Here is a 26,444-nt window from a genome sequence, read left to right as displayed (position 1 = left end):
GAGGGGCGCGGAGGTTAGCGCAGAGGTACGCGGAGTATGTCACGTAAATAATTCACCCCGCATTACAGTTACTGCTTGTCCTGAGAGCAACACGCGATCGCCTCCTGAATAGCGCACCTTCACCACTCCACCGCGCCGGGAGGCCTGAAAAGCCAAAAACTCATCTTTATACAGGCGATCGCGCCAGAAAGCCGCTAAACAGCAATGAGCCGCCCCGGTTACAGGGTCTTCATCTATACCTAATCCCGGTGCAAAAAACCGAGAAACGAAATCATATTCAGAATCGGCGTGAGTTTGGCTAGTCACAATCACATCAGGTATGGACAAAGTTTTCAATAGCTGAAAATTCGGCTGCATTTGTCGTACCAAATCCTCAGACTCCACCTCGACTAAATACCCCAGAGAATTTTGCACCACAGACTTACAACCAACACCCAAAGCCTCGCTTAATTCCGCAGGTGCGACTGTTTCCTGAGATAAATTTACCGGAAAATCTAACGAAATCCACTCACCCAAACATTCAGCAATCAAAACACCACTTTTAGTATAAAAACGCGCCACCTCATCCGGTAACAAATACCCGTCAGACCAAAGAACATGAGCGCTAGCCAAAGTTGCGTGACCACACAGAGGAACTTCCACAGTCGGAGTAAACCAACGCAAACTAAAACCATCATCCTGTCGCAGCAAAAAAGCCGTTTCCGACAAATTCATCTCCTGAGCCACATTCTGCATCCAAGCATCATCCCGACACTCAGACAAAACACAAACAGCCGCCGGATTCCCCGCAAAACACCTATTTGTAAAAGCATCAACCTGAAAAATCACCAATCCCATAACTCACCTAAAATAAAATAACCACTCCGCGAACCTTTGCGCTTACCTCCGCGCCCCTCTGCGTTAAATCATGCTCAAACAAACCTTACACCACCGCCGACAAAAACTAGCCACCCTAATTAACTTTCCCGCAATTCTGTGGTCAGGAAACACCAACCCCCGCAACTTCCCCGCCAACACTTACCCATTTCGCGCCAGTAGCCATTTCCTCTACTTCGCCGGCTTACCATTACCAAACGCCGCCATTCGCCTAGAAGCAGGCAAACTAGAACTATTCATAGATAATCCCACACCCAGCAGCGCCCTATGGCATGGAGAAATGCCCACCCGTGAGCAAATAGCCGAGCAAATAGGCGCTGATACCGCTCGACCAATGGCAGAATTAGAATCATATCTAGAAGGTGTAGCCACAATTCCCGTCCAGAATGCAGCTACTTGGACACAGCAAACACAGTTATTAAGTAGGTGGGTATTACCACAACAACCGCCCCAGGGAATTGATTTAGAATTAGCCAAAGCCATAATTTCGCTCCGTCTTACCCATGATGCAGGCGCATTAGTTGAATTGCGAAAAGCTGCGGCTGTCACTGTTGCGGCGCATAAAGCCGGGATAGCAGCGACACCAAAAGCCCAACGAGAAGCAGAAGTGCGGGCGGCGATGGAAGCGGTGATTATTGGTGAAAATATGACCACTTCTTACAACAGTATTGTCACCGTTCACGGCGAAGTTTTGCATAACGAACATTATCACCATTCACTGCAACCAGGTGATTTAATTCTGGCTGATGTTGGTGCGGAAACCGCAATGGGTTGGGCTGGTGATGTTACCCGGACTTGGCCTGTATCTGGTAAGTTTTCATCTACCCAAAGAGATATTTATAATGTAGTACTGGCGGCTCATGATGCTTGCATTGCCAAAATCAGCCCAGGTGTGGAGTATGGAGACATTCATTTATTAGCCGCTACAGTCATCGCTGAAGGTTTGGTAGATTTAGGCATTTTACAAGGAAATCCCCAAGATTTAGTTGAGATGGATGCCCATGCGCTGTTTTTTCCTCATGGAATTGGTCATTTATTGGGTTTAGATGTGCATGATATGGAAGATTTGGGGGATTTAGCTGGGTATGAAGAGGCAAGAACCAGAAGCGATCGCTTTGGCTTGGGCTACCTGCGTTTAAATCGTCCTTTACGCCCAGGAATGTTAGTCACAATTGAACCGGGATTTTATCAAGTACCAGCAATTTTAAATGATGTTAATGTGCGCTCAAAATATGAAAATGTCGTCAATTGGCAGCGTTTAGCTGAATTTGCCGATGTGCGGGGAATACGGATAGAAGATGATGTTTTAGTTACAGAATCAGGCAGGGAAGTTTTGACAGATGCTTTACCTAGTCAGGCGATCGCCATTGAAACAAGCCTAAAATAAGCAAATGATTATTTTGTCACAGGTGTACCGTTTAAAGTCATTACAGGATTGCGATCGCAAAGACTAATATCAGCTTGCCAACGAGAGGGGAAATTTGGATCAATGAAACTTATTTCAAATTTACCCCAATGATAAGTAGGTTTACCATCAGCCCCTTCTCTATAGGTATCACAACGTACCGATGAAGAGTTTTGTACCCAATAGCCACTATATGAACCTCTGTCTGTGAACACTCCTGCTAAACCATCAATGAAGATAACTCCATCGCGACCATAGCGCCACACAGCAGTTTTATTGCGATCCTCTTGATAGACCACATTATATTCTTCCGTTGTCCAAACCTCATCTGCTAAAGCTTTTTGAGGTGCAGCAGCGCAAGTCAATAAAGCTAAAGTCAGTAAAACGTAGTTCTTTTTCATAAAATTGACTTTAATCCAAAATTTGGCATAAAGTTACATTTTCTCACAGTTTGACGAGCCTATTGCCAATCTCAACGAAAGTATAAGTATAAAGACGAAAGAGAGGGGTTGGGGGTGAGGTTGGGATATTTGGTTAAATTATTTTGTAATTAGGAAACTTCTTTTGGCAGATGCAACGCTGGCAGAAATTCGCAAAAATTCAATTTTCAAGCATAGATAATCAAGCCGATGCTGATCCGCTCTGCGACAATAGATGATGTCCCCGCAGTTTTACCAATGTTAGCCAAAACTTGTGCTTTACATGAGTCTTGGGATGCTGCTAAATATGGTTTGCGATCGCATCCAGAACAGCAATATGAAAAATGGTTAACCCGACTACCGCATAAAGAGCGCAGCGTATTTTTGGTAGCTGAAGATCAAGAAAAGCTGGTAGCATTTTTAGCAGCAACAGTAGAGCCAGAACTACCAATTTATAGTTTACAGGAATTTGCCTTTATTCATGATATCTGGGTGGAACCTGAATATCGCAGAAAAGGTATTGCACCACAGATAATAAACATGAGTGTTGAACGATTCCAACAAATGGGAATTAAGCAAATTCGATTAGATACAGTAGCAGCTAATGAAAGCGCGCGACAGTTATTTAAATCCTGTGGTTTTCGGTTAACCACAATGGAAATGCTCATGGAAATCTAATGTGCTTTATCTCCCCTCTCCTTACTTTCGCGCAGCGTCTCCCTTTGGGAGAAGGAGAGGGGTTGGGGGTGAGGTTCCAATATATGAAGTGCAACTATAGCTAAGTTCTTTTAACCCTTGTTTACGAGTCATAATTAGCACATAACCCAACTGATCACGGACAAGGTGATCGCTAAAAGTCAAACCTCTACCAATTAACCTCACCATACTTTGAGTTATCCGTGGTATCTGGTTGCTCAACTCGCGTTGAAAACTATTAAGCTGTAAATAGCACGTTAAAATTTTACCGAAACTTCTGAATCGCCCAAAAAACATTTAACCTGGGCGGTTCAGGCTGACTCATTGGCGAATTACCTGTAATTACATTATGTTTGATGCTTTATCTGACCGTTTAGAAAGTGCCTGGAAGAAACTACGGGGACAGGACAAAATATCTCAATCCAATATTCAAGACGCTTTGCGGGAAGTGCGCCGCGCCTTATTGGAAGCCGATGTCAATCTCCAGGTAGTTAAAGATTTTATCAGCGAAGTCGAAACAAAAGCCCAAGGTGCTGATGTCGTGGCTGGTGTGCGACCTGACCAACAGTTCATCAAAATTGTTCACGATGAATTGGTGCGGGTGATGGGGGCGGAGAATGTTCCCCTGGCGGAAACCGAAGAAAAGCCCACAATCGTTTTGATGGCTGGGTTGCAAGGTACTGGTAAAACCACAGCTACAGCTAAATTAGCCTTACATTTAAGAAAATTAGATCGTAGTTGTTTGTTGGTAGCGACAGACGTATATCGCCCCGCAGCTATTGACCAATTGCTAACTTTAGGTAAACAAATCGACGTTCCGGTTTTTGAATTGGGCAGCGATGCCGACCCTGTAGAAATTGCCCGTCAAGGTGTAGAACGTGCCAAAGCCGAAGGTTTTAATACAGTAATTATTGACACGGCTGGTCGTCTGCAAATTGACGAAGACATGATGGGGGAATTAGCCCGGATTAAAGCTACTGTCCAACCTCATGAAACCTTGCTAGTTGTAGACTCTATGACTGGGCAAGAGGCAGCAAATCTGACTCGCACCTTTCACGACAAAATCGGCATTACCGGGGCGATTCTGACCAAATTAGATGGGGATACCCGTGGTGGTGCGGCGCTGTCAGTCCGACAGATTTCAGGAGCGCCGATTAAGTTTGTGGGTGTAGGCGAAAAAGTCGAAGCACTACAACCTTTTTATCCTGAGCGCATGGCCTCCCGAATTTTGGGTATGGGTGATGTTCTTTCCCTGGTGGAAAAAGCTCAGGAAGAATTTGATCTAGCCGATGCTGAGAAAATGCAGGATAAAATCCTGTCAGCAAAGTTTGACTTTAATGATTTTGTCAAACAACTGCGGATGCTGAAAAATATGGGTTCACTGGGAGGCATCATGAAATTGATTCCCGGAATGAACAAGATTTCAGATGACCAACTCAAGCAGGGCGAAACCCAACTCAAGCGTTGCGAATCCATGATTAACTCCATGACTCGCCTAGAACGCCAAGACCCCGATTTATTGGCAAGTTCTCCTAGTCGGCGGCGGCGGATTGCTAAGGGTTCTGGTTACAGAGAGCCAGATGTGAGTAAATTAGTAGCTGATTTCCAAAAAATGCGAACTCTCATGCAGCAAATGGGTCAAGGTCAAATGCCGGCGGGAATGCCAGGAATGTTTGGCGGCGGCGGTATGGGTAATCCTTTTGGCGGTGATGGTAATCGTCCCTCTGCCCCTGGCTGGCGGGGTTATAATACGGCTGCTAGCACGAAAAAGAAAAAGAACAAAGATAAAAAGAAGAAGGGCTTCGGCACTCTCTAGAGTTTGTTAACTGTTAACTGTTAACTGATTCATAGCAGCCAAGGCTAGGCAAGTGCTAAAATTGTCATTTGGGTACAAACAAGTAGGAGAATCAGTCCTCGACCATGATTAAATTGCGCTTGAAGCGATTCGGCAAAAAACGGGAACCAAGTTACCGCATTATTGCTATCAATAGCCTTGCTCGCCGCGATGGCCGTCCCCTAGAAGAACTGGGATTCTATAACCCCCGAACTGATGAAGTGCGACTAGATGTTCCCGGTATCGTCAAGCGACTACAACAAGGCGCTCAACCCACCGAGACCGTCCGTAGCATTTTAGTAAAAGCCAATGTTTTTGAACAGGTCAGTGCCACAACCGCATCCTAACGCCGGAATAATATCCTCACAAGCTAGTCCCGACTATGTTGGGCTAGTTAAGTTTTTGATGCAGCCATTTTTAGAATCTCCAGAGACTTTAAGTATTGATTGTGAAATTTCTCAGACTCTCAAACGGGTTTGGATTCGCATCGCCTTTGAAAGCCAAGATAAGGGGAAAGTGTTTGGTCGAGGGGGTCGCAATATTCAGGCAATTAGAACGGTAATTGCCGCAGCAGCAGAATTTGCCGGAGAATCAGTATACCTGGATATGTACGGCAGTAATGGTTTGGGACGAGAGGGAATGTCTTCTGACGACGATCAGCAAGAGCGATCGCCTTCAGCAATGCGCGGAGCGCCATCGCCAGAAATTAAACCGCGAGACAAAACTGTAAATATACCCAGACCTGTTGTTAAACCCCGAACTCGTTAATTAACTAAAAGAAAGTCTGGGCGGAAGTAACCACCGCCGCTCAGATATTTCAGTCAGTTGTGAAAATTTTAAAATAGTATCAATTTTGTTGTCAAAAACTGCACTTGAAAAATTAAACAATAAATACTTATGGCAGATGCTTTAATAATTCAGCTGCCTAATATTCCCAGTGCGATCGCTCTCGCCGGTGATAGAGAAGAAAATCTGAAACTCTTATCCCGACAAACCGGAGCTACCTTGGTGTTGCGTGGGCAAGAATTACACATTGGTGGTACAGAAGCGCAAATTGATCTGGCTACTCAATTAGTGCGATCGCTTGAAGCCATCTGGATGAAGGGCAATACTCTCTCCAGTGCCGACATTTTAACAGCCCGCCAAGCTCTGGATAGCGATCGCCAAGACGAACTTCAGGAATTACAGCGAGATGTCCTAGCTAAAACTCGTCGCGGTGAAGAAATCCGTGCTAAAACTTTTCGCCAAAAAGAATACATTAAGGATATCCGTAGGCGTGACCTAACATTCTGCATTGGGCCGGCTGGAACAGGTAAAACTTATCTTGCTGTTGTCGTTGCTGTGCAAGCACTCTTGAATAACCAAGTGGAAAAGCTGATTTTAACCCGTCCGGCTGTAGAAGCTGGGGAAAAACTGGGCTTTCTGCCTGGAGATTTACAGCAGAAAGTTAATCCCTATCTCCGCCCACTTTACGATGCTATCTATGAATTTATTGATCCCGAAAAAGTTCCCAGTTTAATGGAACGGGGTGTCATCGAAGTAGCCCCACTTGCTTATATGCGAGGACGCACCCTCAATCATGCTTTTGTGATTGTTGATGAAGCCCAAAATACTACACCCGCCCAGATGAAAATGGTGTTAACTCGTCTGGGTTTCCGTTCTCGAATGGTAATTACAGGTGATACCACACAAACTGATTTACCCCTCAGCCAAAAATCAGGACTAGCGGTAGCCTTACAAGTTCTTAAGAATGTGGAAGGCATTGGTTTTTGCGAATTCACACAAAAAGATGTTGTTCGCCATGCCCTAGTGCAGCGCATTGTCGCCGCTTACGAAAGATACGAAAGATAAAATACAAAGTTATCTGCGGTTTCTGAAATTTTCCCACACCTTGACTAATCGTAAAATACTATCACTAATCGCTGATTATGAATCCAAATTTGAAAGACTTTTTAGAAGCTTGTGAAAACTTAGGAACTTTACGCATTATTGTGACTAGCAGCGCTGCTGTATTAGAAGCTCGCGGCAAAATAGAAAAGCTATTTTATGCCGAATTGCTCAAAGGTAAATATGCAAATATGCACACCGAAGGCTTTGAGTTTCACTTTAATATGGATAAAATTACTCAAGTGAAATTTGAAACTGGTGAAGCGAAACGAGGTAATTTTACCACCTATGCAATTCGGTTTTTAGATGAACAACAAGAAGTTGCTTTAAGCTTATTTTTGCAATGGGGTAAACCAGGAGAATATGAACCCGGACAAGTGGAAGCCTGGGAAAGTTTACGACAACAATATGGGGAAGTTTGGCAACCCGTACCCATTGAAACTTTATAAAATTCTTACGAAGAAATATAACTTAAACGTAGTGGCGTGGCCAGCTTAAAATGATGCAAAAATTGTAGGTTGGGTTGACGTAAGGAAACCCAACATCATTATTGGCAGCGTTGGGCTGCGCTGCGCTTAACCCAACCTACGTCTAATGCACTATTTTAGGCTTGTCAATTCAGTTGGGTGGGTATAGCCCAAGGGGCATGGCTGTGCTAAAGCGACAGCGTAACCCACCTTGTATTTTGAAATTAAGTTACACCTACAATATACTCTACACTTCTTATATCTAATCACCAGTGATTACTTCATCAAAAAATCAAACATCTTAATATTATCGGCGTTTAATTATTCTTACCTAAACAATAACGATGATGAAGGCAATTTGGACTTTTAGCTTAATTATTTTCTACCTACTGGGATGGAGTGGAACAGCAAAAGCCGGAGAATTATCTCAACGTTTAGCAAATTTTCCCCAGTGGGAACAACTCACTTCAGTGCAACGTGCTGAAGGCGATTTAGTTTATCCTGACTGGTTTGCTGGTTCATGGGAAGTTACAAGTACATTAGTCGATTTAGTTGCACCTTTAGCACCGGATATCGTCACCCCTGGATTTGAATCGAATCGCCAACAATTGAATCAGCCTGTGAGTTTTTTAGTGCGGTTTATTCCACAAAAACCCCCAATAACTGGCTTAAAACTCATTCCAAAAATAGACAGATCATCAATTTTAGTCGCAGACAGAGCTTTTAATAGTTTGAATTTAGCCAGAGCTTATTTAGGTGATGAAGCCGTATTATCAACTAAGGTAGATCCAGATTCACCTAATCGGCAAATTACCCTTTTGCGTGGCGATAGCGAAGCGCTCCGTAGGAATCGCCAATTAATCTCTATTGTAACTGGACGAGCTATTGAAACTAGTTCAAATAATAACTTCATCACCTCAGAAGTATTTCAACAACTATTTAAAGGCGGTTCGCGTCCCTATTTCAATGCAGTAGAATCGACCACCGCATACAATAAACTCGCTAAATCTAATCCAGCAATTTTAGCAGATCAAGTAACTGCTGTTTATCTTTCACCCCAAGATCCAGATTACTTTACCGCAGCTTCTCGTCCAGTCGCCCTTTATCGCTATCGTCTGGAATTTTCACCCACTCCTTTAGATTGATTTCTCAAAACCACACTTGACTATAATGTATTACAAGTGTAGTATAATTATTTCCAGCTAAGTTTGCGCTCTGGGACGGTGTGCATCATGGCCAAATTTCGAGATATTCTTAACTACTTTCATTCTGACTGGAAGCTGAGTGTTTTAACTATTGCTGCATCGAGCGTTTACGAAATTATTGATTTGGTTGTTCCTTATGGGATTGGGCAGATTTTAAATGTTTTATCTAATCAACCATTGGATAGACCATTGCAAAGTGCGATCGCCAGTATTTCAAAACTCATCAATTATCCAGTTAATCAAACTCTATCATTAGGTGTGTTACTGGGTTTAATTTTTTTAGTCACCGTAGTCAAAGCGCCCACACAGCCTTGGCTTACCGTGTGGTTTCACTGGGATATCCCTTTAAGGGCGCGTCGAGATCAAACCCAAGCAGCCATAGCCAAAATTCTCACTCTCCCCCTGGAATTTTATGATGAAAATAACCCCGGACGCATTTCTGGGCGAGTAGCCAGAGGACTGGCTAACCATACTTGGACTTATCCTGAAATTGCTGGACAGTTAATTCCTAAACTGTTCCGTGTGTTAGGAATTTTCGTATTTATCCTCTTGATTGAATGGCGAATTGCGGTTTTATATCTGATTTCTTTTGTATTTATCCTCGCCTTTAGTTTAAAAACTTTGCGGCGGATAATTAGCCACGAAAGTCGTCTGGATAAATATATGGAAGGTACAGAAAGCCGCACTTCAGAATTGATTACTAATATCAAAACAGTCAAAGCATTTGCCACAGAATCCCAGGAATTGAAGCGACAAAAGCAACGTTTAGATCGGGAATTAACGGTTGTTGATTATCGGATTCATCAAGGTTATGTCAGATTGGTGACTTTGCAAAAGGCTGTAATTCAGTTTTGCGTCTTTGTCATCTTGGGTTTAACCTTAGCCGCAACAGTAGATGGGAGAATTACTCTTGGTCACTTTGTCATGACTTTAACTCTTTCTAGTATGGCTTACGCTGAATTAGAACCTATTAGCACATTGGCAGAAGTTTTCGCCCGTCGCTATTCTTCCATGTTACGATTCCACGAATTTTTGCAAGCACCAATTGCATCTGATTCAGTTAGTCTTTTAGAGGAGAGTAATCAAGCTGAATCACCTTATAAATTCACAGGCAAAATTGAGTTATCAAACGTTAGTTTTGGATATGATGACAGCCGACAAGTTTTACAAAATATTAACTTGTTGATTTCACCATATCAAACAGTGGCGTTAGTTGGGCGTTCCGGTTCTGGGAAGTCTACTTTAGTAAAATTACTACTGCGGTATTTTGAACCTCAAGAAGGTCAGATTTCTATTGATGGTCAAGATATTCGCACCTTGGATGTAGGTAAGTATAGGCGCAGGCTGGCGATCGTTCACCAAGAAGTGGACGTTTTCAACGGGACGATATTAGATAACCTCACTTACGGCAGACCAAATGCGACTCTGGAACAGGTCAAGGAAGCCTGTAGGATTGCCAGGGTTGATGAAGTGATGGAACACTTACCTCAAGGTTATTACACTGTTGTGGGGGAACGTGGTGTGAGGTTATCAGGAGGACAAAGACAGCGTTTAGGAATTGCCAGGGCTTTGCTAGTGGAACCAGATGTGCTGATTTTTGACGAAGCTACCTCCAGCTTAGACTATGAGTCTGAGCGTGCTATTCAATTAGCCATGCACTCAATTCAGGGGACTTGTACCACAATTGTCATTGCCCACCGTCTGAGTACAGTCCGGGAAGCCGATAAAATAGTGGTTCTGGATCAAGGGAAGATTGCCGAAGTGGGTAGCCACGATGAACTTTTGCGTCAAGAGGGCATTTACCGCCGCTTACACTCCCTGCAAGAAACCGGAGAATTGCTGAGTTAGTAGCGGTCAAATAAATCGGTTCTAAAATCTTTTTGAGAAAACCCTTGCAATTTCTAAAACTTGGTGCTAACGTTAGTAATCGTGAGACGAAATGGGTCGGTGTCCGAGTGGTTAATGGAGACGGACTGTAAATCCGTTGGCTAGCGCCTACGCTGGTTCAAATCCAGCCCGGCCCACCACTTTTTAAGTCGTGAGCTATAATAGCTAAGTGATTGGTATATTCACAGCTTTATAGCTCATAACTCAAACACTCAAGTTTCTTTTTTCGCCCGTGTGGCTCAGTGGTAGAGCACACCCTTGGTAAGGGTGAGGTCACGAGTTCAATCCTCGTCACGGGCTTATTTATTTGAACCAATAAACAACGCTAAAGCAAGGTTTTCAGCCTATTCAATCAACTTAGCGATTAACTATCTGTTTCCCTGATTGCTTTTTTGACTATGATTCTGGTTATGATTTGTCGCCCTAAAGCACCCTAGACTGTCCTAAGTGTGTCCTAAGCTTAGGACATCCATTAGCTATGTGCAAGGGGGTCTGAGGTTATCCGAGTAACCACATACTCGTTAAAGGAAATTACTTTACCTAATAGTTGGCAGTATTCGAGATGTCGAGCCTTTGCCAGTTCAAGGTCTTCAGGGCTGATGCGTATACTGTAAGTCTTTTGTTTACTAGGCATTTTGTGTCCCTTGGTTGCTTACTATATTACAGTAGCGCACTGTAGCTTACTATAGCTACCGTAGTCCTTAAGAATCTTTTGGCATCCTGGGGACTCAATAGAGATGGTTGGCAGGAAAATGTTTCACCTGCTTTATCATTTTCCTTAAAAGAGATAGGAGCAGCCAAAACATTTTTACAGGTTCACTATTCCCACAAGACACTAGATGCAGCAAGTAACATCATCAAGTAGCCTTGGTATCCCTAGAATGACTAAATAACCATAGTGTTATAGAAGTATTTTTATCCTGTAGGTTTGTTTTCTTTGTAGTATCCCCTAGTGTCTGGTAAACACTGGGGTTTTTTCTTACCCCTGGAGCTACACAAAACCAGCGCGTGTCTTACGGATTTTATGGAAGTCTAAAATGGTTGAAATACTTGCCCTGTCTAGCTAGTTTGTGAATCAATGACTGTCAGGTAGGCATGAATGACGGCTTCAGTGCAGTTTATTTATGAAAGGTGTACGACGCTGAAAACGAATGCTGAAAGCTTGTGAATCCTTAGCACACAGACATACTAAAATAGGGCTTTAGTAAGTTTTAGTGGGTTTTTTAGTAAGTTTTAGTGGGTTTTTGTTTGTTACATTACTTAACATGAACATCAGTAGATTATGTATTTTATATTCAAGCATTAGCGCAAATATAGACTACCAAGGGATTTGAATAAAGTATGGTATGGTTGTTTTTATTAAATAACACAAAGCTAGGTTATAAAATATACTTACTCAAAAATTTTTTATTCAGTATAATAACTGTTGTTTAGGTTATAGCACTGGTACTATATTATATTCATGAACAAGATAATAGCTGAAAATATTCTTAAGCGCAGAAAGGTAGCTAAGAATATTCTCAAGCAAAAATAAAAACATGGTGGGCTTAGTAGTTACCGTGTTAAATATTTTTGTGATTTTCTTGACAGCAATATTTTGAATGCGTTATATTTAGACGATAAGAGAACAAAAACAAAACCCCAGTTACGAGCTAGGGTCTTATTGTTTCCTATTTTCTTTTTCAAGCTGTTCTAGAGCTTGAAGTTTCTTCTGTGTAAACTTTTGAATACAAGGACAAGGCTTATATGGTTAACAAACCCAAACCTAGCTTACTTAAGGTTATCAAACAATGTGGAGTTTTGGCAACCGTAACTTCACTGTTGTTTTTGGGGCATGGGGTCACAAAAAGTGAGTGTGGCGGTTTTGTCCACATCAAGATGTCTGATTCTGTCAATGAGCTTTTAATGGACAAGAGAAACTGCCAAGTCCCAACTATAGCAGATGATCCAGTAAAACCCTTAGCACTTGATCATACTAATGATAGCACAAAAGAAGACAAATCGCAGGTTGATTAAATAAGGATACGGCAGTCCCTTTACTGCTGATTTAGTTAGAAATAAACCCCTGAACGCTGTAATGGTTCTCAGGGGCTTTTATTGCAACCATAGATATAAAACCCAGCCGTGCTTAGTTGCTACTGGGGTTCTACCAGAACTTTAAGCTATTCTTCAAATGCATCAGACACGTCGTAACCGTACACCTCCGATACTTCCATTTTGGCGTAGTTGCTCAAAAAGAAGTTAGCGACCTGCCAAGCTTGTATCATTTTATCGGGGTCAGCTAGATATGCACCAGCTTTGACATCGTTTTCTATCAACAACTTATAAAACTCTAGTGTTACCTGTTGATGCGATAGGTTATTTTTTGCTCGTCTTTCTTCTAGTATTTGTTCTATTTCTTCAGACATTCGATTTACCCCTAAACTATCCGAATCATAACTTATATAACCGGATAAGCCAGTATAAACCCCAAAACTTCAGTTTACTTAAGAATACTGTTCTTTTTAAAGTATTGAAGCGATAGCCAGTCGCCCAATTTTGAGAATGCCAAAAGGTTGATTATTACATTCCATTCTTGAAACCGAACCGTATTGCAACATCATTGGCAGCGTTGGGTTGCGCGGCGCTTAACCCAACCTACTTCTAATCAACTGTTTTAGCCTTGTCACGCCAGTAGAGTGGGTTAGGACGATAGTCCGCAACCCATCATTATCCCTGTCCCTATTATATTCGCCCAAAACTTGACTTAAATTGTCCCAAGTTCCTTGAAATATACCTGAGTAAATGGTTCATTTTCTCCCAAGGTGTAGTCCTCAATTAACCCACGACGACGGATAGAAATGTCGTTTTCTTTCTTAATCACCACCGTAGAATCATCGAAGATATCCCGTGCTAATATCATCTCTGTTTCTGTGGGATTATTTAAAACTACCATGTTACTCCCCTGGTAAAACATCCCCTCTTCTTCTAAAATCGATTCTTCATACTCGGTAATTAATAAATCAAGTTTGGGATTACGCAGTAAAGTTTGGACGTTACTATTGTAATCGTAGCGTAATGCTTTTTGTGACCGATTTATAAAGACTGCATCATGGCAAACAGCACCTATTGTCCAATCAGGATGTTGCGAAAGAATATGGTCAATTGTTTCTTGCAATTCCTCAATGGAAATTTTATTAAAGGTGATAATTGGTATCCTGGAATTTACACCAGATTCAAAAAAGGTTTCTAATATCCGGGAAGGGACATCAACACTTTCGCCAACAGCAGGATTAAGATGCATCAAAATTCCCGGTGCGGCGTTGATTTCCAGAATTGCGAAGTTACTACTGGTCTTCCAAGATTCTGATAAGTTTTCAGCAATGACATCAATACCCAGACAAGTTAGCCGAAAGTGTTGGGCAATGTCTTGGGCTAAGATAATATTATCATCATGAATTGTGGATGTAGCATCAATGCTCACGCCTCCTGCGGAAAGATTGGCAACTTTGCGAAGATCAACAGTACGTCCTTTTTTGATGACACTATCTAAGCTATAACCTTGTTCGTCTAGATAGATTTCCATCGCTTCATCACACTGAATTTTAGACATCGCCGAGGTGGGTGTATCTAAACGTGCTGGTTGGCGATTTTCTTCTCGAATTAACTCTGCAATGGTTGAGTAACCATCTCCTTTAACTGATGCGGGACGGCGTTCCGTGGCCGCGACAAATTTACCATTCACACACAATAAGCGGAAGTCGGTTCCCGAAATGCTTTTTTCGACAATTATGCGCGTTGGCTGGTCTTCGGGAATTGCTAATAATGCCCTATTGTAAGCAGATACTAATTCTTTGGCATCTTGTACACCAGCTGTAACGCCAATGCCTTTATGACCAACTACAGGTTTCACTGCTACTGGGTAACGAATTTCTTTTGCTATTGCTAAGGCTTCTTTTTCGGAAAAAACAATATCACCTTCTGGTACTGGTAAACCCAATGTTTGCATAAATATCTTGCATTCATCTTTGCGGGTGGTGAAATCGGAATCTATATGACTATCGCAATCAAAGGTTGTAGCTATTCCACGAACTTGTTTTTTGCCATAGCCATATTGCATGAGTGCTTCTGACCACAGATAAGTGGTGGGAATGCCTTTTGCATAAGCTGTTCGCAATAGGGCGTAAACTGTGGGGCCACCGTAGACAGATTCGCGAAATCGTTTCTGAAGGGTTAGCAGTTCGTCATCAAGGAAGAATTTTTTGTCTTGGTTGATGGCTTCAAACCAATCCCAGACAAGGTAAACCACTGCTCTAGTGGTGCGTTCATGCAAGGATTGGATACTAATGCACGCATAATCTGCATCAGGTTTGACACTCCAACGGTTGAGGTGTAGACCCATGTCTAGCTTACTTACTTCTGAGGCAACTTTGGCAAACAGGTGGGCGTGGGTTTCGTATGTTTCTTGGTTCAGATGCGGATAGCGATCGCCTATCCTAGAGATATAATCTGCAATGGGTAGCGGCTGTCTAGACTCAATGAGCGCAAAGTCAAATACTAGCGCCCCTGTATCCAGATAGGGGTTAGGCCCCAGGTAATGCTTGAAGTTAAAAATATCGAATATATCAGTTTTTCTAGCATTAATGCGGACTAATCCGTTGCTTTTCTGTTGAATCATTGATAATACACCTTCAGCTAAACACCCTGAATCGGTAATTTAATTTATTGATTAGTTAGATTTATGGATTGTAGTCGAGTTTAAATGATTATTTGGCAATTATTTAGATTTTTCACATTAGATAATATTATCTTTACTTATTACACATTTATTACTACGCATTTCCAACCATACCATAATTCAATCCCCATGACTCCTTACAGGTATTTTCAGGTAAATATACCACACGGTAGGGGCGCAAGGTCTTGCGCCCCTACGACAGATGTGTTTCAAATACATAAAAACTGATGTAAGAAAAAAAATGTTAGTCATCCAATAGTAAAAAGCCTCAAATATATAACTTTTGAAAGATGAAATTGATTACCAGAATTTATATAGTCTGTTAAGAAATCTTGTGAAAAAGGGCAATTTATGAATTTTCTCTAGCAAGGTTATGGATCAACCTGATTTGCATTTGGTCGATGTCTAAAATAGATTTCGAGGAGACAGCAACCAATGAACAGTACACAAGCTGCTCTCAGAGATGAAGTGCGTGAACTTGCTGATGAAGCTTTTCACCGCAAGCTAATTTCTGGTCACGGAGATGGGTCAGACGTGAATGAGTATCAAATTGTTTACCAGGGTAAGCCCAGGCATATCCCACTAGAACAAGCTCGGTTTTTTCTAATTAACTTGTTGTATAGAAGCCAAGTTAGCTAATTTTTTAAATTATAGCTATGACTTTAAAGATCCAATGGTCATTAGCCTAATCGAGTACGAAAAATTGTAGATGTGGCAACTGGTAATTCTAGACAATTAACTTCGTTTCAATGATAAACCATCTTTGATCATAGGAGAATTAATTTAAAATCCCCTATTGTCAAATAACAAACAACGCCTCTAGAGATATCTCTAGAGGCTATTAAATTATGAGGTCTAATTCATAGTAACTAATTATTTATTTAGCTTTTAGTCTTACTAGTTTTTTCGTAATCTATCAGTCGAATGATTTTATCGCTATAATTGTCATGGTTTCTTAAAATTAATTCATTAATTTATATCAGGAGTGATCATGACGGACAGTACAACTAAACGCCAATTAGTAATTATTGGCGGCGCTGAAGACAGAGACGGAGATTCCCACGTTCTCCGGGAATTTGTCCGCCGGGCTGGGGGTATCAAAGCTAAAATTGTAATTATGACTGCTGCGGCAGAACTACCAAGGGATGTAGGAGAAGATTATATTAGAGTATTTGAGCGTCTAGGCGCTGAAGCGGTTCGCATAGTTGATACAGAAAGTCGTGAGGACGCGTCTTCATCCACATCGTTGGAAGCGATCGCTCAAGCAACTGGTATATTTTTTACAGGCGGAGACCAGGCTCGCATCACCAGCATCCTCAAAGATACTGAAATAGATACAGCAATTCATCAACGCTTCTCTGAAGGTATGGTTGTGGCGGGTACAAGCGCCGGAGCCGCAGTCATGCCTGATACCATGATTGTAGAAGGCGATGCTCAAACCCATCCGCGCATGGAAATTGTGGCTATGGGGCCGGGTCTGGGTTTTCTCCCAGGTGTAGTCATTGACCAGCATTTTTCCCAGCGCGGACGCTTAGGACGCTTACTTTCTGCTTTAGTCCAAGAACCTGCTGGATTAGGATTTGGTATTGATGAGAATACCGCAATGGTAGTGACTGATCATCAACTTGAAGTTATTGGAGAAGGCTCAGTCACAATTATTGATGAATCGGAAGCGACATATAACAATATGGGCGAAATCTTAAAAGATGAGCCGTTGGCGATTTTTGGCGCAAAGCTCCACATACTACCAAATGGCTATAAATTTGACCTCAAGACCCGTCAGCCTATATTGAATCAAAAGTCTGTGCCAAATGTCGCCATCCCTGTTAGCTCCACAAACATCTAATTTTTCGTGATTTTTTCCCTATAGTAACAATACTCATTGGTGAGTCATACCAGCAAATTGAGGCCTGTGATATCATAGGAGACTGCTGCATAAATTTAAAATAAATAGAAAGTGAATCGATTATGGCTCTGACGCAACAGCGCAAACAAGAAATAATGTCGAACTATCAAGTTCACGAAACCGATACTGGATCTGCCGAAGTTCAAGTAGCCATGCTGACTGACCGCATTAGTCGTCTTAGCTTACATCTCCAAGCCAATAAAAAAGACCATTCTTCCCGCCGGGGTTTGTTGAAGATGATTGGACAACGCAAGAGTCTTCTTGCCTATATTCAGAAAGGCAGTCGGGAAAAATATCAAGGTCTGATTGCTCGTCTGGGTATTCGTGGATAGGAACTATCGCTTATGTCTGCTGAAGAATCTGAGCGCGATGGCTTACCTTTTGAACCAAAAACAAAGCGCCAAAAACCCCCGAAAGCTGTAAGCAAACCACCAGCACAGCCCAAGACCTCGGAAAAAAAGTCTATTAAACAGCCACCTTTCAGTAAAGAAGAGAGGGCTATTCCCCAAGTTGTGAGCCAAAGAATGATCCGGCGGGTGGCGGGATTCTGTGGTGTACCAACAGCTTTGGGTATTACAACCTTAGTAGTCAGCTATTTACTGGCTATATACTCCGAGATCCAATTGCCTCCCATTGCCGTGTTATTGGTGAATATGGGATTATTTGGTATAGGAGTTTTGGGGATAACTTATGGTGTTCTCTCAGCCTCATGGGACGAAGAAAGAGCCGGAAGTCTATTGGGTTTGGGTGAATTTAGTACCAATTGGGGTCGAATGGTGGAAGTTTGGCGCGAAACTCGGCAAAAAAACGTATGATGCTTGGCGCTCAGATATCAGAATAACTGCGGTATTGGGTGTATTTTTCAGTTAATGTTGAAGTGGAAATTTTCTAACTTCAACATTACCAAACACAAATTGATCATGTTTGATTAAACCTAATACTTAGCCAGGAAACAACTGAGCGCCCTCTGTTTTACCATCATTAAATATTTAAACTAAATTTAAATTCAATACAAATTAACAAGATAAATTGGCTCTTACTTGTTTGAGGTTTAAGTCAACTAATCAGGGAATTTAAAATGATTGTAGTCATGAAAAGCGGTTCCCCAGAAATGGAAATTAACCGCATTAGCGACGAACTAATTAGCTGGGGACTAACACCAGAAAAAATTATCGGTCAACACAAAGTAGTAATTGGCTTAGTCGGTGAAACAGCTAGCTTAGACCCATTACAAATTCAGGAACTCAGCCCGTGGATTGAGCAAGTCTTGCGGGTAGAGTTGCCATACAAACGAGCTAGTCGTCAGTTTCGTCACGGTGAAGCTTCTGAAGTCGTGGTTAATACTCCCGATGGCGATGTGATTTTTGGCGAACATCATCCTTTAGTGGTTGTTGCTGGCCCTTGCTCAGTAGAAAATGAAGAAATGATTGTCACAACAGCACTGCGCGTTAAAGCCGCCGGAGCTAAGTTTTTACGTGGTGGCGCATACAAACCCCGAACTTCACCTTATGCCTTTCAAGGTCACGGCGAGAGTGCTTTAGAGTTGTTAGCAAAGGCGCGGGAAGTCAGTGGTTTGGGAATTATTACCGAAGTAATGGATGCCGCCGAACTGGATATAATTGCTGAGGTGGCTGATGTCATCCAGGTGGGCGCGAGGAATATGCAAAACTTCTCCCTGCTAAAAAAAGTGGGCGCGCAACCTAAGCCAATTCTCTTAAAGCGGGGAATGGCTGCCACAATTGAAGATTGGTTGATGGCGGCTGAGTATATTTTGGCAGCAGGAAATCCGAATGTGATTTTATGTGAACGGGGAATTAGAACTTTTGACCGCCAACACACTCGCAATACTTTGGATTTATCGGTAGTACCAGTATTACGAAAATTAACTCACCTACCCATAATGATTGACCCCAGTCATGGTACAGGTTGGTCTGAATTTGTGCCTTCAATGGCTATGGCCGCGATCGCAGCTGGAACTGATTCTCTAATGATTGAGGTTCATCCCAACCCGGCTAAAGCTTTATCTGATGGACCACAATCTCTGACACCAGAACGTTTTGATCACCTAATGCAAGAGTTAGGCGTAATAGGTAAGGCTGTCGGACGTTGGCCGCAACCAGTAGTAGCTGTAATAAGTGCCGAGTGAGTAGGGGCGGGTTCAAGCAGTCAGTCTGTGGTTCGTTGAAACTTTAGTAAACCCGCCCGAACACCGAGTGCCGAGTGAGTAGGGGCGGGTTCAAGCAGTCAGTCTGTGGTTCGTCGAAACTTTAGTAAACCCGCCCGGACACCGAGTCAGCACTTTTGGTTTATTAACGCCTTCTGCCACCTGAGCGACTGCGACTACTTGAAGAACGTCCACCAGAACCAAAACCACTGCCAGTGTTGCGTTTAGTCGCACCAGACCTGTTAGAAGGTTTTAAGTTACTGCTACCAAAACCGGAACCAGTGGGGCGATTACCTGTATTAGTTCTGGGTGTCGTGCGTACACTTGAATTAGCAGGAGATGATCTTCTAATGTTTCCTGTAGTGCGGAAGGTTGTCCGATTGCGCTCAACTGCTGGAGGCGCATTGTAGCGAGTCCGATAGCTACTAACCGCTTGATTGTAGGTATTACCATAACCACCATAGCCACGGAGGACTCCTCCTGATTGATAAGCAGGTGGTACATAGTATTGGGGTCTAAATAATGCATTACCGATCACCTGACCTGCAATGTTACCAGCTACAGCACCGGCGAAGGGGGCCCAAAAGTTACTTTCCCGTCGCACTACAACTGTTTCTTGTCGTCCCGTTTGGGGATTGGTTTGTGTTTCGGTGACGTTGTGGACGTACTCAATTTTAAAATCTTCGGTCATAAACAAGGCGGGTTGTCCATTCTCCACCTTCAAAAGAGTCTTTTTTCCCTCCTTAATTTCTTCATCGGTTAGCCGTGCCATTTGCAAATTTTCGGTTTTAAACGTTGGGGGGGTACTGTTGAGTAAAAACAGTGTATATTCCCCAGTTCCATCGTCAAAACTCGCTTGTTGCACTTGATATTGACCATCACTCAACTTGGTAGGAGTAGCGGTGCGGCTCACATTTCTACTTTGAGAGGCAGTTTCGTTAGAACTTCCACAGGCAACAGTTGTTAAACACAAAGTTAGTGCTAAAAAAACAACTGTAAATTTTCGTAATATTGTCATGAGCATTTTACTATGTCCTATTTTTCAGCTTAACAAGCTTTAATGGGAGTGGTAATGTAGAGACTACCCAACAAATTACAAAGGAATTAATTCGGGGTAATATTGCAACAGCTGATCATTGGTCAATTCATCACCTAATTGTGCTGGAGAAAAATGTACCTGAATGGCTCGCAGTTTTTCTTTATAGTGCAGATTGATTAAAGCTTTTAAAGCATCCTTTAAGGCGGGGATGTTAGAGAGGTCAGTTTCTAAATCCGGAACTTCGCCTTCGTAAGCTACTGTCAACATGACAATGACGTTACGGGTTACAGGTAGAGAAAAGGATTCATTTGAACTAGAAGCGGAACTAACGTCAAGGTCTGCACCGTAGCGTTCGCCAGAGTCGTTAAATAATTCATTAACGTAATCTCCCGCTTCCCCTTCATCCCAGAATACTTCGCCTTCATTGGATGCAGAAAGCCAGGTTTCATCATATCGCAATAGGGTTTCACAAATTTCTACTAATCCTTCTCCTAAATCATGCAAGTCACCATCAGCTGCGATCGCTTCCCGTGCTGTACTATTTAAGACTCCCAGAATTGGCGCAACATCAGACCCGGCTAAGTGCAAAAATAAGCGGCAGACCACATAGCGAGTCCGACCCATCATTTTATTAAACGCTCGCATCTGCTTCCTCCATCATTTTGACTAATACACTGCAAAATCATATCTCTACTATTGACTTATATAGCGAAAGCTGTGGATAAAATCTATGAAACTTGATGACTCTGACTGCATATTTTTCTCCATTCATGAATGAAACTCTTTATAATACCAAGTTTAATAGTTGATAAAGTAGGCAGAAAATACGTAGTTAAAATTAAAAATGAAAATTGGTATTTTGGGACTGGGACTGATAGGCGGTTCCTTGGGTTATGATTTGCGATCGCTTGGTCATCATGTTTTAGGAGTCAGTCGCCGTTTGTCTACCTGTGAAAAAGCGATCGCACTCGGTAGCGTAAATGAAGCATCTGTTGACATCAGCTTGTTAGCAGCCGCAGAGGTAGTTTTTATTTGTACACCTATTGGGCTAATTGTTCCCCAATTCCAACAGTTAATTGACCATTTGCCTGTAAGTACGGTAATTACTGATGTGGGTTCAGTGAAAGCACCTATAGTCAAGGCGATCGCTCCTCAGTGGTCAAATTTCATTGGTGGTCATCCAATGGCGGGATTGGCAGAGAGTGGCATAGAAGCGGCACAACGGGATTTATTTGTGGGTAGACCTTATGTTCTCACACCCGATGAGACAACACCAAAGACAGCAATTGCAATTGTAGAAGAAATTGTGCGATCGCTTGGGGCTAATCTTTATTATTGCCCGCCAGATGAACATGATCGGGCAGTGAGTTTAATTTCCCATCTACCCGTCATGGTCAGTGCCGCTTTGATTGCTACTTGTATGGGTGAAACTGATACCCATGTGCTGCAATTAGCCCAAAATTTGGCTAGTTCAGGTTTTCGGGATACCAGCCGTGTCGGTGGTGGTAATCCCGAATTAGGAGTAATGATGGCACAGTATAACCGCCAAGCATTGCTGAGTTCATTAGCACAATATCGCCAAAATCTTGCTAAATTAACTAACTTAATCGAACAGTCTGATTGGGCAGCTTTAGAATTTCAGTTGCAGGCAAATGGCAAAGCCAGACCCAAATTTGTTGAATAATATTAGGGTGCGTTGACAATTAGACAATTTAAAGATGCCTCTTCCCTAACCCTTGTAGAGACTAAGATAACCAGTCTCTACATTCTTTGTTGAAGATGTCTATTTTGATGTTTGATCATTACGCTCCCGACGACAAACATCAGCAAGCCGGAGAGTAAAAACCCCAAATCCCAAACTAACTGATTTGCCCCTGGTTTGACATGGTGAATACCCAAAATCTGGTGGTCAATCAATCCTTCAAAAAAATTAAATAAACCAGCACCAATCAACAAAGATCCGACAAAGGTATTTCTTGACCAAGGAACATCTTTACGACCTCCAGCGCGCCAAAGTAACGCCACTCCTACTACAGTCATTAACCAGTCAAAGGCATGAAATAACCCGTCCCAGACCATATTCAAATCTATATTTGAGACAGTTTTTAAAGGACGAACATTGCTTAACATATGATGCCATTGCAGAATTTGATGCAGCACAATACCATCAACAAAACCGCCTAAACCCAGTCCCAGGAAAATGCCGGCAAGAATCAACGGCATAGAATGATATTCATTTTCACCTTTTACCTCCATTTTCCACCTCGTAGACAGACTTTTTCACCACAATATAATTTTTGTCCGAGTAATATCTTCTGTCTTGAGACAAATACTAGCTTTCAGCCTAAAGTTGACAACTTCTTGCTAACATCTACAGGCATCATAGAGATTGATATATATAAAGAGCAATTTTCAAATGACCATATACTTTTACAAGGTGTGGCAGCCTTATGGCTGTTTTTCTAACTTCTCTCTCCACAGTATCCAAATTCAGGGTACTTATTGGCCCACTGTGGAACATTATTATCAAGCGCAAAAGTTCGTGGGCAGTGTAGATTCAGTAATTATACCAATTATTCATGCTGCCGAAACCCCAGAGGAAGCAGCTGCTTTGGGACGTTGCCGCACTCGCCAACTCCGTCCAGACTGGGAGATTGTCAAAACTAAAGTGATGCGAGAAGCTGTACTCAAAAAGTTTCTCACTCATCTGGAGATTAAAGAAATTCTGCTGTCTACTGGTAATGAGACACTGGTAGAAAATTCGCCAAATGATTATTTCTGGGGCTGTGGTGCCGAAAACACTGGTGAAAATCATCTGGGCAAAATTCTCATGAGTGTGCGTCAAGAAATCCGCCAATCGCGAGTTTTTACAGTCATTTCTGGGGAGAGTAAGTTAGAATAATAATCCCATATTTAATTTGGCAGGGGAATGTTGTCATTCCCCCAGTTCAACAACTAATTTTGCAGATAAAAATTAATTAGCTCATCACGGTTAGATGTTAATTTTTGTAACTTATTCCTTAATTAGCGATAATCGGCTGAAGTCTTTTAATCTACATAATCTTACTCTATACATTTTGTTATCAAAGATATAAGATTAAGTTATTAATAATATTTTCTTAACCATTAAGATTTTTCAGAAAGTTCTTGTATCAATTTTGAAGTGTGCCAGCAATGGGATTTACCTATAACTCTAACGGTTTGCAGCCAACCCTAAATCAGGAAAATTTATTGCATCGGATTACCAATCAGATCAGGCGATCGCTTGAACTTCAAGAGATATTAGCTGCGACTGTTGCCGAGGTGCGTTCATTTTTGGCTACAGACAGAGTAATGGTGTATCGATTTGATGCTGATGGCAGTGGCGAAGTCATTGCGGAATCGATTCACGAACAGCGTCTACCATCGTTATTAGGGTTGCACTTCCCCGCAGATGATATCCCTCAACAAGCGAGAGATTTGTTTATCTCCACACGGCAACGTTCCATAGTGGATGTAGCCAGCCGAAAAATAGGACTATCGCCACTCAAGTCACAAGAAACTGGCGAATATCTCCAAAACGAGAATATCTACTATCGGCAGATAGACCCATGCCATATTCAATACTTAACAGCAATGGGCGTACAGTCTTCACTGGTTGTACCAATTTTGCATCAAGAACCTGTAAGACAAGGGGAATCAGTCAAGCGGCAACTGTGGGGATTATTGGTGTCTCATCACAGCCAACCACGCACAATTTTGAAGCGGGAATTAAAAATAGTCCAACAAGTTGCCGATCAGGTGATGATCGCGATCGCTCAAAGTAACTTACTCACCGAAGCCCGTACTCAGCAAAAGCAAGAAGCCACAATTAACAGAGTTACCACGCTGCTGCATAAACTACCCACAATCCAATTACAAGATGCACTAGAAGAAGTTGTCACCGCATTTAATGGCATAGGTGGAAGAATTTACATTAATCACAGTGGCAAAACATATACATCAGGCGAACAGCCGCAACTACCCTCCGATGTAGAAAACATAACCATTGAAAAACATCCAGTGTGGCGCAACTGGATAGCGGAATTTCAACCGGGTCATACTTGGGCAATTACCGACCTCTACAAAGAACAACGTTTGGGAGTCTTGGCTACTGCATTCCAATCAACTCAAATTCGCGGACTCCTAGTAATTCCCCTACATGATCGCCAAAATTTTATTGGTGTAATCAGTATTTTTCGCCCGGCCTATGACAGCGAAATCTTGTGGGCTGGACGACATGATCCAAATCAGCGCCAACGACTACCCCGGTTTTCCTTTAAACTTTGGCGAGAACAAAGAAAAGGGCAAGCACGGCAATGGAAACCCGAAGAAATTTCCCTGGGGAAAGCTTTGTCGTATCACTTCTCAATGGCAATTCACCAGCAGCAAATGTACGAACAGGTACAGGCGCTAAATACCAACTTAGAATCTCGCGTAGAAGAACAGACTGCTGAACTTAAAAAATCATTACTGCTGACCAAGGCAATCAAGCAAGTTACAGAACAAATTCGCAGTACTTTGGACTTGAAAGCTACCTTGCAAGCCATTGTGCAGGAAGTCCGTCTTCTGCTAAATGCAGACCGAGTATTAATTTATCAGTTAATGGGTGAATCTGGTGGCGAGGTGACAGTAGAAGATATCAATGGTGAATGGCCGTCGGTATTAGGAATGAATGCACCACTAGAATGCTTTCCTGATGAGATTTCGCGTTTATACTTTCGGGGTAGAGTTAGAGCCGTTAATAATGTTTCCACAGAAACTTTAAGTGATTGTAATCGAGAATTTCTGCAAAATATCCAAGTGCAAGCTAACTTAATTGTGCCGATTAATATTAGTGAGCAACTCTGGGGGTTATTGATTGCCCATCAATGTCATGCTCCCAGAAATTGGCAAGATGCAGAAATTGATTTATTACAACAGGTAGCAGATCAAGCGGCGATCGCGATTCAACAAGCCCAACTCTATGAACAAAGCTGTATTGCCGAAACTCAAGCCAAGGCGAAAGCTGCACAGTTAGAACAAGCTTTGTCGGAATTGCGAGACACTCAGGCAAAATTGATTCAAACTGAAAAAATGTCCAGTTTAGGTCAGTTAGTAGCAGGTGTAGCCCACGAAATCAACAACCCAGTTAACTTTATCTACGGCAATCTTTCCCATGCCAATGACTATATCCAACAATTACTAGAACTATTAAATCTCTACAAGTTGCACTATCCCCAGCCCGATGAGCAAATTAACTCATTAATTCAAGTGATTGATTTGGAATTTTTAATAGAAGACTTACCAAAAACGATCTCCTCCATGCAAATTGGCACTGATCGCATCCGTTCTATAGTCTTATCATTACGCAATTTTTCCCGTTTAGATGAGGCAGAAAATAAACCTGTTGACCTACATGAAGGCATCGAGAATACTTTATTAATTTTACAACATCGGCTAAAAGCTAATGCCAATCTGACTGGTGTGGAAATAATTAAAAATTATGCTGATTTGACTCGCATAGAATGTTTTGCTGGTCAGATGAATCAGGTATTTATGAATATTCTCAGCAATGCTATTGATGCCTTAGAACAATCTAGAATCATGAACAAAGGCGAGAATTGCCCTTCTAAACCTACAATTTGGATTTCTACTCAAATTTCCACTGACCAATCACGTTTTTTAATTCGCATTGCCGACAACGGTTTGGGAATGAATGAAAATATTAAAAAGCGCATTTTTGACCCGTTTTTTACTACGAAATCAGTTGGTAAAGGCACAGGACTGGGACTAGCCATTAGCTATCAGATTATTGTGGAAAAACATGGTGGATCAATGGATTGTATTTCAGAAATAGGTAAAGGGACAGAAATTTTGATTGAGATTCCTATGAAACGCTTTAGTTAGACGAATACTTCTCAAAATGTAACTACTTTTTGAGT

At 42.1% G+C, this 26,444-nt stretch carries 26 protein-coding genes and 2 tRNA genes; 20 read left to right on the top strand and 8 right to left on the bottom strand.

The window, feature by feature from the left end:
* Positions 1 to 39 precede the first annotated feature (39 nt).
* Complete coding sequence (locus ACM0OW_RS17120) at positions 40 to 837, bottom strand: PhzF family phenazine biosynthesis protein (protein WP_414551358.1); 798 nt, start codon at positions 835 to 837, stop codon at positions 40 to 42.
* Positions 838 to 907: 70 nt separating this feature from the next.
* Between ACM0OW_RS17120 and ACM0OW_RS17115 the strand changes: the two genes are divergently transcribed.
* Positions 908 to 2,263 carry an aminopeptidase P family protein gene (locus tag ACM0OW_RS17115; RefSeq protein WP_414551357.1) on the top strand — a complete coding sequence of 452 codons (1,356 nt, stop codon included), beginning with the start codon at positions 908 to 910 and terminating at the stop codon, positions 2,261 to 2,263.
* 8 nt (positions 2,264 to 2,271) lie between these two features.
* Here ACM0OW_RS17115 and ACM0OW_RS17110 read toward each other — a convergent pair whose 3' ends face one another.
* Positions 2,272 to 2,682, bottom strand: a complete 411-nt coding sequence (locus ACM0OW_RS17110) for a hypothetical protein (RefSeq protein WP_414551356.1) — start codon at positions 2,680 to 2,682, stop codon at positions 2,272 to 2,274.
* A gap of 228 nt (positions 2,683 to 2,910) precedes the next feature.
* Between ACM0OW_RS17110 and ACM0OW_RS17105 the strand changes: the two genes are divergently transcribed.
* From ACM0OW_RS17105 to ACM0OW_RS17060, 10 genes are all read left to right on the top strand, one after another.
* Positions 2,911 to 3,378 (top strand): N-acetyltransferase family protein, encoded by a 468-nt coding sequence (locus ACM0OW_RS17105; protein ID WP_414551355.1) that lies wholly within the window; start codon positions 2,911 to 2,913, stop codon positions 3,376 to 3,378.
* Between the two features lie 367 nt (positions 3,379 to 3,745).
* Complete coding sequence (gene ffh, locus ACM0OW_RS17100) at positions 3,746 to 5,212, top strand: signal recognition particle protein (protein ID WP_414551354.1); 1,467 nt, start codon at positions 3,746 to 3,748, stop codon at positions 5,210 to 5,212.
* 104 nt (positions 5,213 to 5,316) lie between these two features.
* Positions 5,317 to 5,577, top strand: coding sequence for a 30S ribosomal protein S16 (rpsP, locus tag ACM0OW_RS17095; RefSeq protein ID WP_063872779.1), 261 nt, complete (start codon positions 5,317 to 5,319; stop codon positions 5,575 to 5,577).
* Positions 5,540 to 5,998, top strand: a complete 459-nt coding sequence (locus ACM0OW_RS17090; protein WP_414551353.1) for a KH domain-containing protein — start codon at positions 5,540 to 5,542, stop codon at positions 5,996 to 5,998. Before rpsP ends, ACM0OW_RS17090 begins: the two co-directional genes overlap by 38 nt.
* A 129-nt stretch (positions 5,999 to 6,127) precedes the next feature.
* Positions 6,128 to 7,081, top strand: coding sequence for a PhoH family protein (locus tag ACM0OW_RS17085; protein WP_414551352.1), 954 nt, complete (start codon positions 6,128 to 6,130; stop codon positions 7,079 to 7,081).
* Between the two features lie 77 nt (positions 7,082 to 7,158).
* Positions 7,159 to 7,566, top strand: a complete 408-nt coding sequence (locus ACM0OW_RS17080) for a ChuX/HutX family heme-like substrate-binding protein (RefSeq protein ID WP_414551351.1) — start codon at positions 7,159 to 7,161, stop codon at positions 7,564 to 7,566.
* A 365-nt stretch (positions 7,567 to 7,931) separates the two neighbouring features.
* On the top strand, positions 7,932 to 8,729 hold the full coding sequence (locus tag ACM0OW_RS17075; RefSeq protein WP_414551368.1) for a DUF6816 family protein: 798 nt from the start codon (positions 7,932 to 7,934) through the stop codon (positions 8,727 to 8,729).
* An 87-nt stretch (positions 8,730 to 8,816) separates the two neighbouring features.
* Positions 8,817 to 10,637 (top strand): ABC transporter ATP-binding protein, encoded by a 1,821-nt coding sequence (locus ACM0OW_RS17070; RefSeq protein WP_414551350.1) that lies wholly within the window; start codon positions 8,817 to 8,819, stop codon positions 10,635 to 10,637.
* 93 nt (positions 10,638 to 10,730) lie between these two features.
* A tRNA-Tyr gene (locus tag ACM0OW_RS17065) sits at positions 10,731 to 10,816 on the top strand.
* 88 nt (positions 10,817 to 10,904) lie between these two features.
* Positions 10,905 to 10,976: transfer RNA gene (locus ACM0OW_RS17060), tRNA-Thr, on the top strand.
* Between the two features lie 172 nt (positions 10,977 to 11,148).
* Here ACM0OW_RS17060 and ACM0OW_RS17055 read toward each other — a convergent pair.
* Entirely contained in the window at positions 11,149 to 11,310 is a 162-nt protein-coding gene (locus tag ACM0OW_RS17055) for a hypothetical protein (protein ID WP_414551349.1), read from the bottom strand.
* 1,112 nt (positions 11,311 to 12,422) lie between these two features.
* Here ACM0OW_RS17055 and ACM0OW_RS17050 point away from each other — a divergent pair.
* Positions 12,423 to 12,692: a hypothetical protein gene (locus ACM0OW_RS17050; protein WP_414551348.1), complete on the top strand. Its 270-nt coding sequence runs from the start codon at positions 12,423 to 12,425 to the stop codon at positions 12,690 to 12,692.
* A 146-nt stretch (positions 12,693 to 12,838) separates the two neighbouring features.
* Here ACM0OW_RS17050 and ACM0OW_RS17045 read toward each other — a convergent pair whose 3' ends face one another.
* Together ACM0OW_RS17045 and ACM0OW_RS17040 are read right to left on the bottom strand one after the other, a co-directional pair.
* Complete coding sequence (locus ACM0OW_RS17045) at positions 12,839 to 13,084, bottom strand: hypothetical protein (protein WP_414551347.1); 246 nt, start codon at positions 13,082 to 13,084, stop codon at positions 12,839 to 12,841.
* Between the two features lie 338 nt (positions 13,085 to 13,422).
* The gene (locus ACM0OW_RS17040) at positions 13,423 to 15,333 is read right to left on the bottom strand and encodes a cyanophycin synthetase (protein ID WP_414551346.1); all 1,911 of its coding nucleotides are present in this window, start codon (positions 15,331 to 15,333) and stop codon (positions 13,423 to 13,425) included.
* Between the two features lie 495 nt (positions 15,334 to 15,828).
* On the opposite strand from ACM0OW_RS17040, the gene ACM0OW_RS17035 reads away from it, so the two are divergent.
* The 5 genes from ACM0OW_RS17035 to aroF all read left to right on the top strand — a co-directional run bounded on the left by ACM0OW_RS17035 (position 15,829) and on the right by aroF (position 19,445).
* Positions 15,829 to 16,032 (top strand): hypothetical protein, encoded by a 204-nt coding sequence (locus ACM0OW_RS17035; RefSeq protein WP_414551345.1) that lies wholly within the window; start codon positions 15,829 to 15,831, stop codon positions 16,030 to 16,032.
* Positions 16,033 to 16,384: 352 nt separating this feature from the next.
* Positions 16,385 to 17,239 carry a cyanophycinase gene (locus ACM0OW_RS17030; protein WP_414551344.1) on the top strand — a complete coding sequence of 285 codons (855 nt, stop codon included), beginning with the start codon at positions 16,385 to 16,387 and terminating at the stop codon, positions 17,237 to 17,239.
* A 122-nt stretch (positions 17,240 to 17,361) separates the two neighbouring features.
* The gene (rpsO, locus tag ACM0OW_RS17025) at positions 17,362 to 17,631 is read left to right on the top strand and encodes a 30S ribosomal protein S15 (protein ID WP_323214584.1); all 270 of its coding nucleotides are present in this window, start codon (positions 17,362 to 17,364) and stop codon (positions 17,629 to 17,631) included.
* A 12-nt stretch (positions 17,632 to 17,643) separates the two neighbouring features.
* Complete coding sequence (locus ACM0OW_RS17020; RefSeq protein WP_414551343.1) at positions 17,644 to 18,114, top strand: PAM68 family protein; 471 nt, start codon at positions 17,644 to 17,646, stop codon at positions 18,112 to 18,114.
* A 263-nt stretch (positions 18,115 to 18,377) separates the two neighbouring features.
* Positions 18,378 to 19,445 carry a 3-deoxy-7-phosphoheptulonate synthase gene (gene aroF / locus ACM0OW_RS17015; protein ID WP_414551342.1) on the top strand — a complete coding sequence of 356 codons (1,068 nt, stop codon included), beginning with the start codon at positions 18,378 to 18,380 and terminating at the stop codon, positions 19,443 to 19,445.
* Between the two features lie 163 nt (positions 19,446 to 19,608).
* Here the strand turns inward: aroF and ACM0OW_RS17010 are convergent, their stop codons facing one another.
* Both ACM0OW_RS17010 and ACM0OW_RS17005 read right to left on the bottom strand, forming a co-directional pair.
* Positions 19,609 to 20,487, bottom strand: coding sequence for a hypothetical protein (locus ACM0OW_RS17010; RefSeq protein WP_414551341.1), 879 nt, complete (start codon positions 20,485 to 20,487; stop codon positions 19,609 to 19,611).
* 69 nt (positions 20,488 to 20,556) lie between these two features.
* Positions 20,557 to 21,147, bottom strand: a complete 591-nt coding sequence (locus tag ACM0OW_RS17005; protein WP_414551340.1) for a DUF1517 domain-containing protein — start codon at positions 21,145 to 21,147, stop codon at positions 20,557 to 20,559.
* A gap of 199 nt (positions 21,148 to 21,346) precedes the next feature.
* On the opposite strand from ACM0OW_RS17005, the gene ACM0OW_RS17000 reads away from it, so the two are divergent.
* Positions 21,347 to 22,186 carry a prephenate/arogenate dehydrogenase gene (locus tag ACM0OW_RS17000; RefSeq protein WP_414551339.1) on the top strand — a complete coding sequence of 280 codons (840 nt, stop codon included), beginning with the start codon at positions 21,347 to 21,349 and terminating at the stop codon, positions 22,184 to 22,186.
* Between the two features lie 77 nt (positions 22,187 to 22,263).
* Here the strand turns inward: ACM0OW_RS17000 and ACM0OW_RS16995 are convergent, their stop codons facing one another.
* On the bottom strand, positions 22,264 to 22,758 hold the full coding sequence (locus tag ACM0OW_RS16995) for a DUF2243 domain-containing protein (protein ID WP_414551338.1): 495 nt from the start codon (positions 22,756 to 22,758) through the stop codon (positions 22,264 to 22,266).
* Between the two features lie 160 nt (positions 22,759 to 22,918).
* On the opposite strand from ACM0OW_RS16995, the gene ACM0OW_RS16990 reads away from it, so the two are divergent.
* Together ACM0OW_RS16990 and ACM0OW_RS16985 are read left to right on the top strand one after the other, a co-directional pair.
* Entirely contained in the window at positions 22,919 to 23,404 is a 486-nt protein-coding gene (locus ACM0OW_RS16990) for an NADAR family protein (RefSeq protein WP_414551337.1), read from the top strand.
* 272 nt (positions 23,405 to 23,676) lie between these two features.
* Positions 23,677 to 26,409, top strand: a complete 2,733-nt coding sequence (locus tag ACM0OW_RS16985; RefSeq protein ID WP_414551336.1) for a GAF domain-containing protein — start codon at positions 23,677 to 23,679, stop codon at positions 26,407 to 26,409.
* Positions 26,410 to 26,444 lie beyond the last annotated feature (35 nt).

Source organism: Anabaena sp. CCY 0017 (assembly GCF_963920885.1).
Classification (GTDB): domain Bacteria; phylum Cyanobacteriota; class Cyanobacteriia; order Cyanobacteriales; family Nostocaceae; genus Nodularia.
The sequence above is the reverse complement of the archived record's forward strand: the minus strand, read 5'-3'. Positions and strand labels throughout refer to the sequence as shown.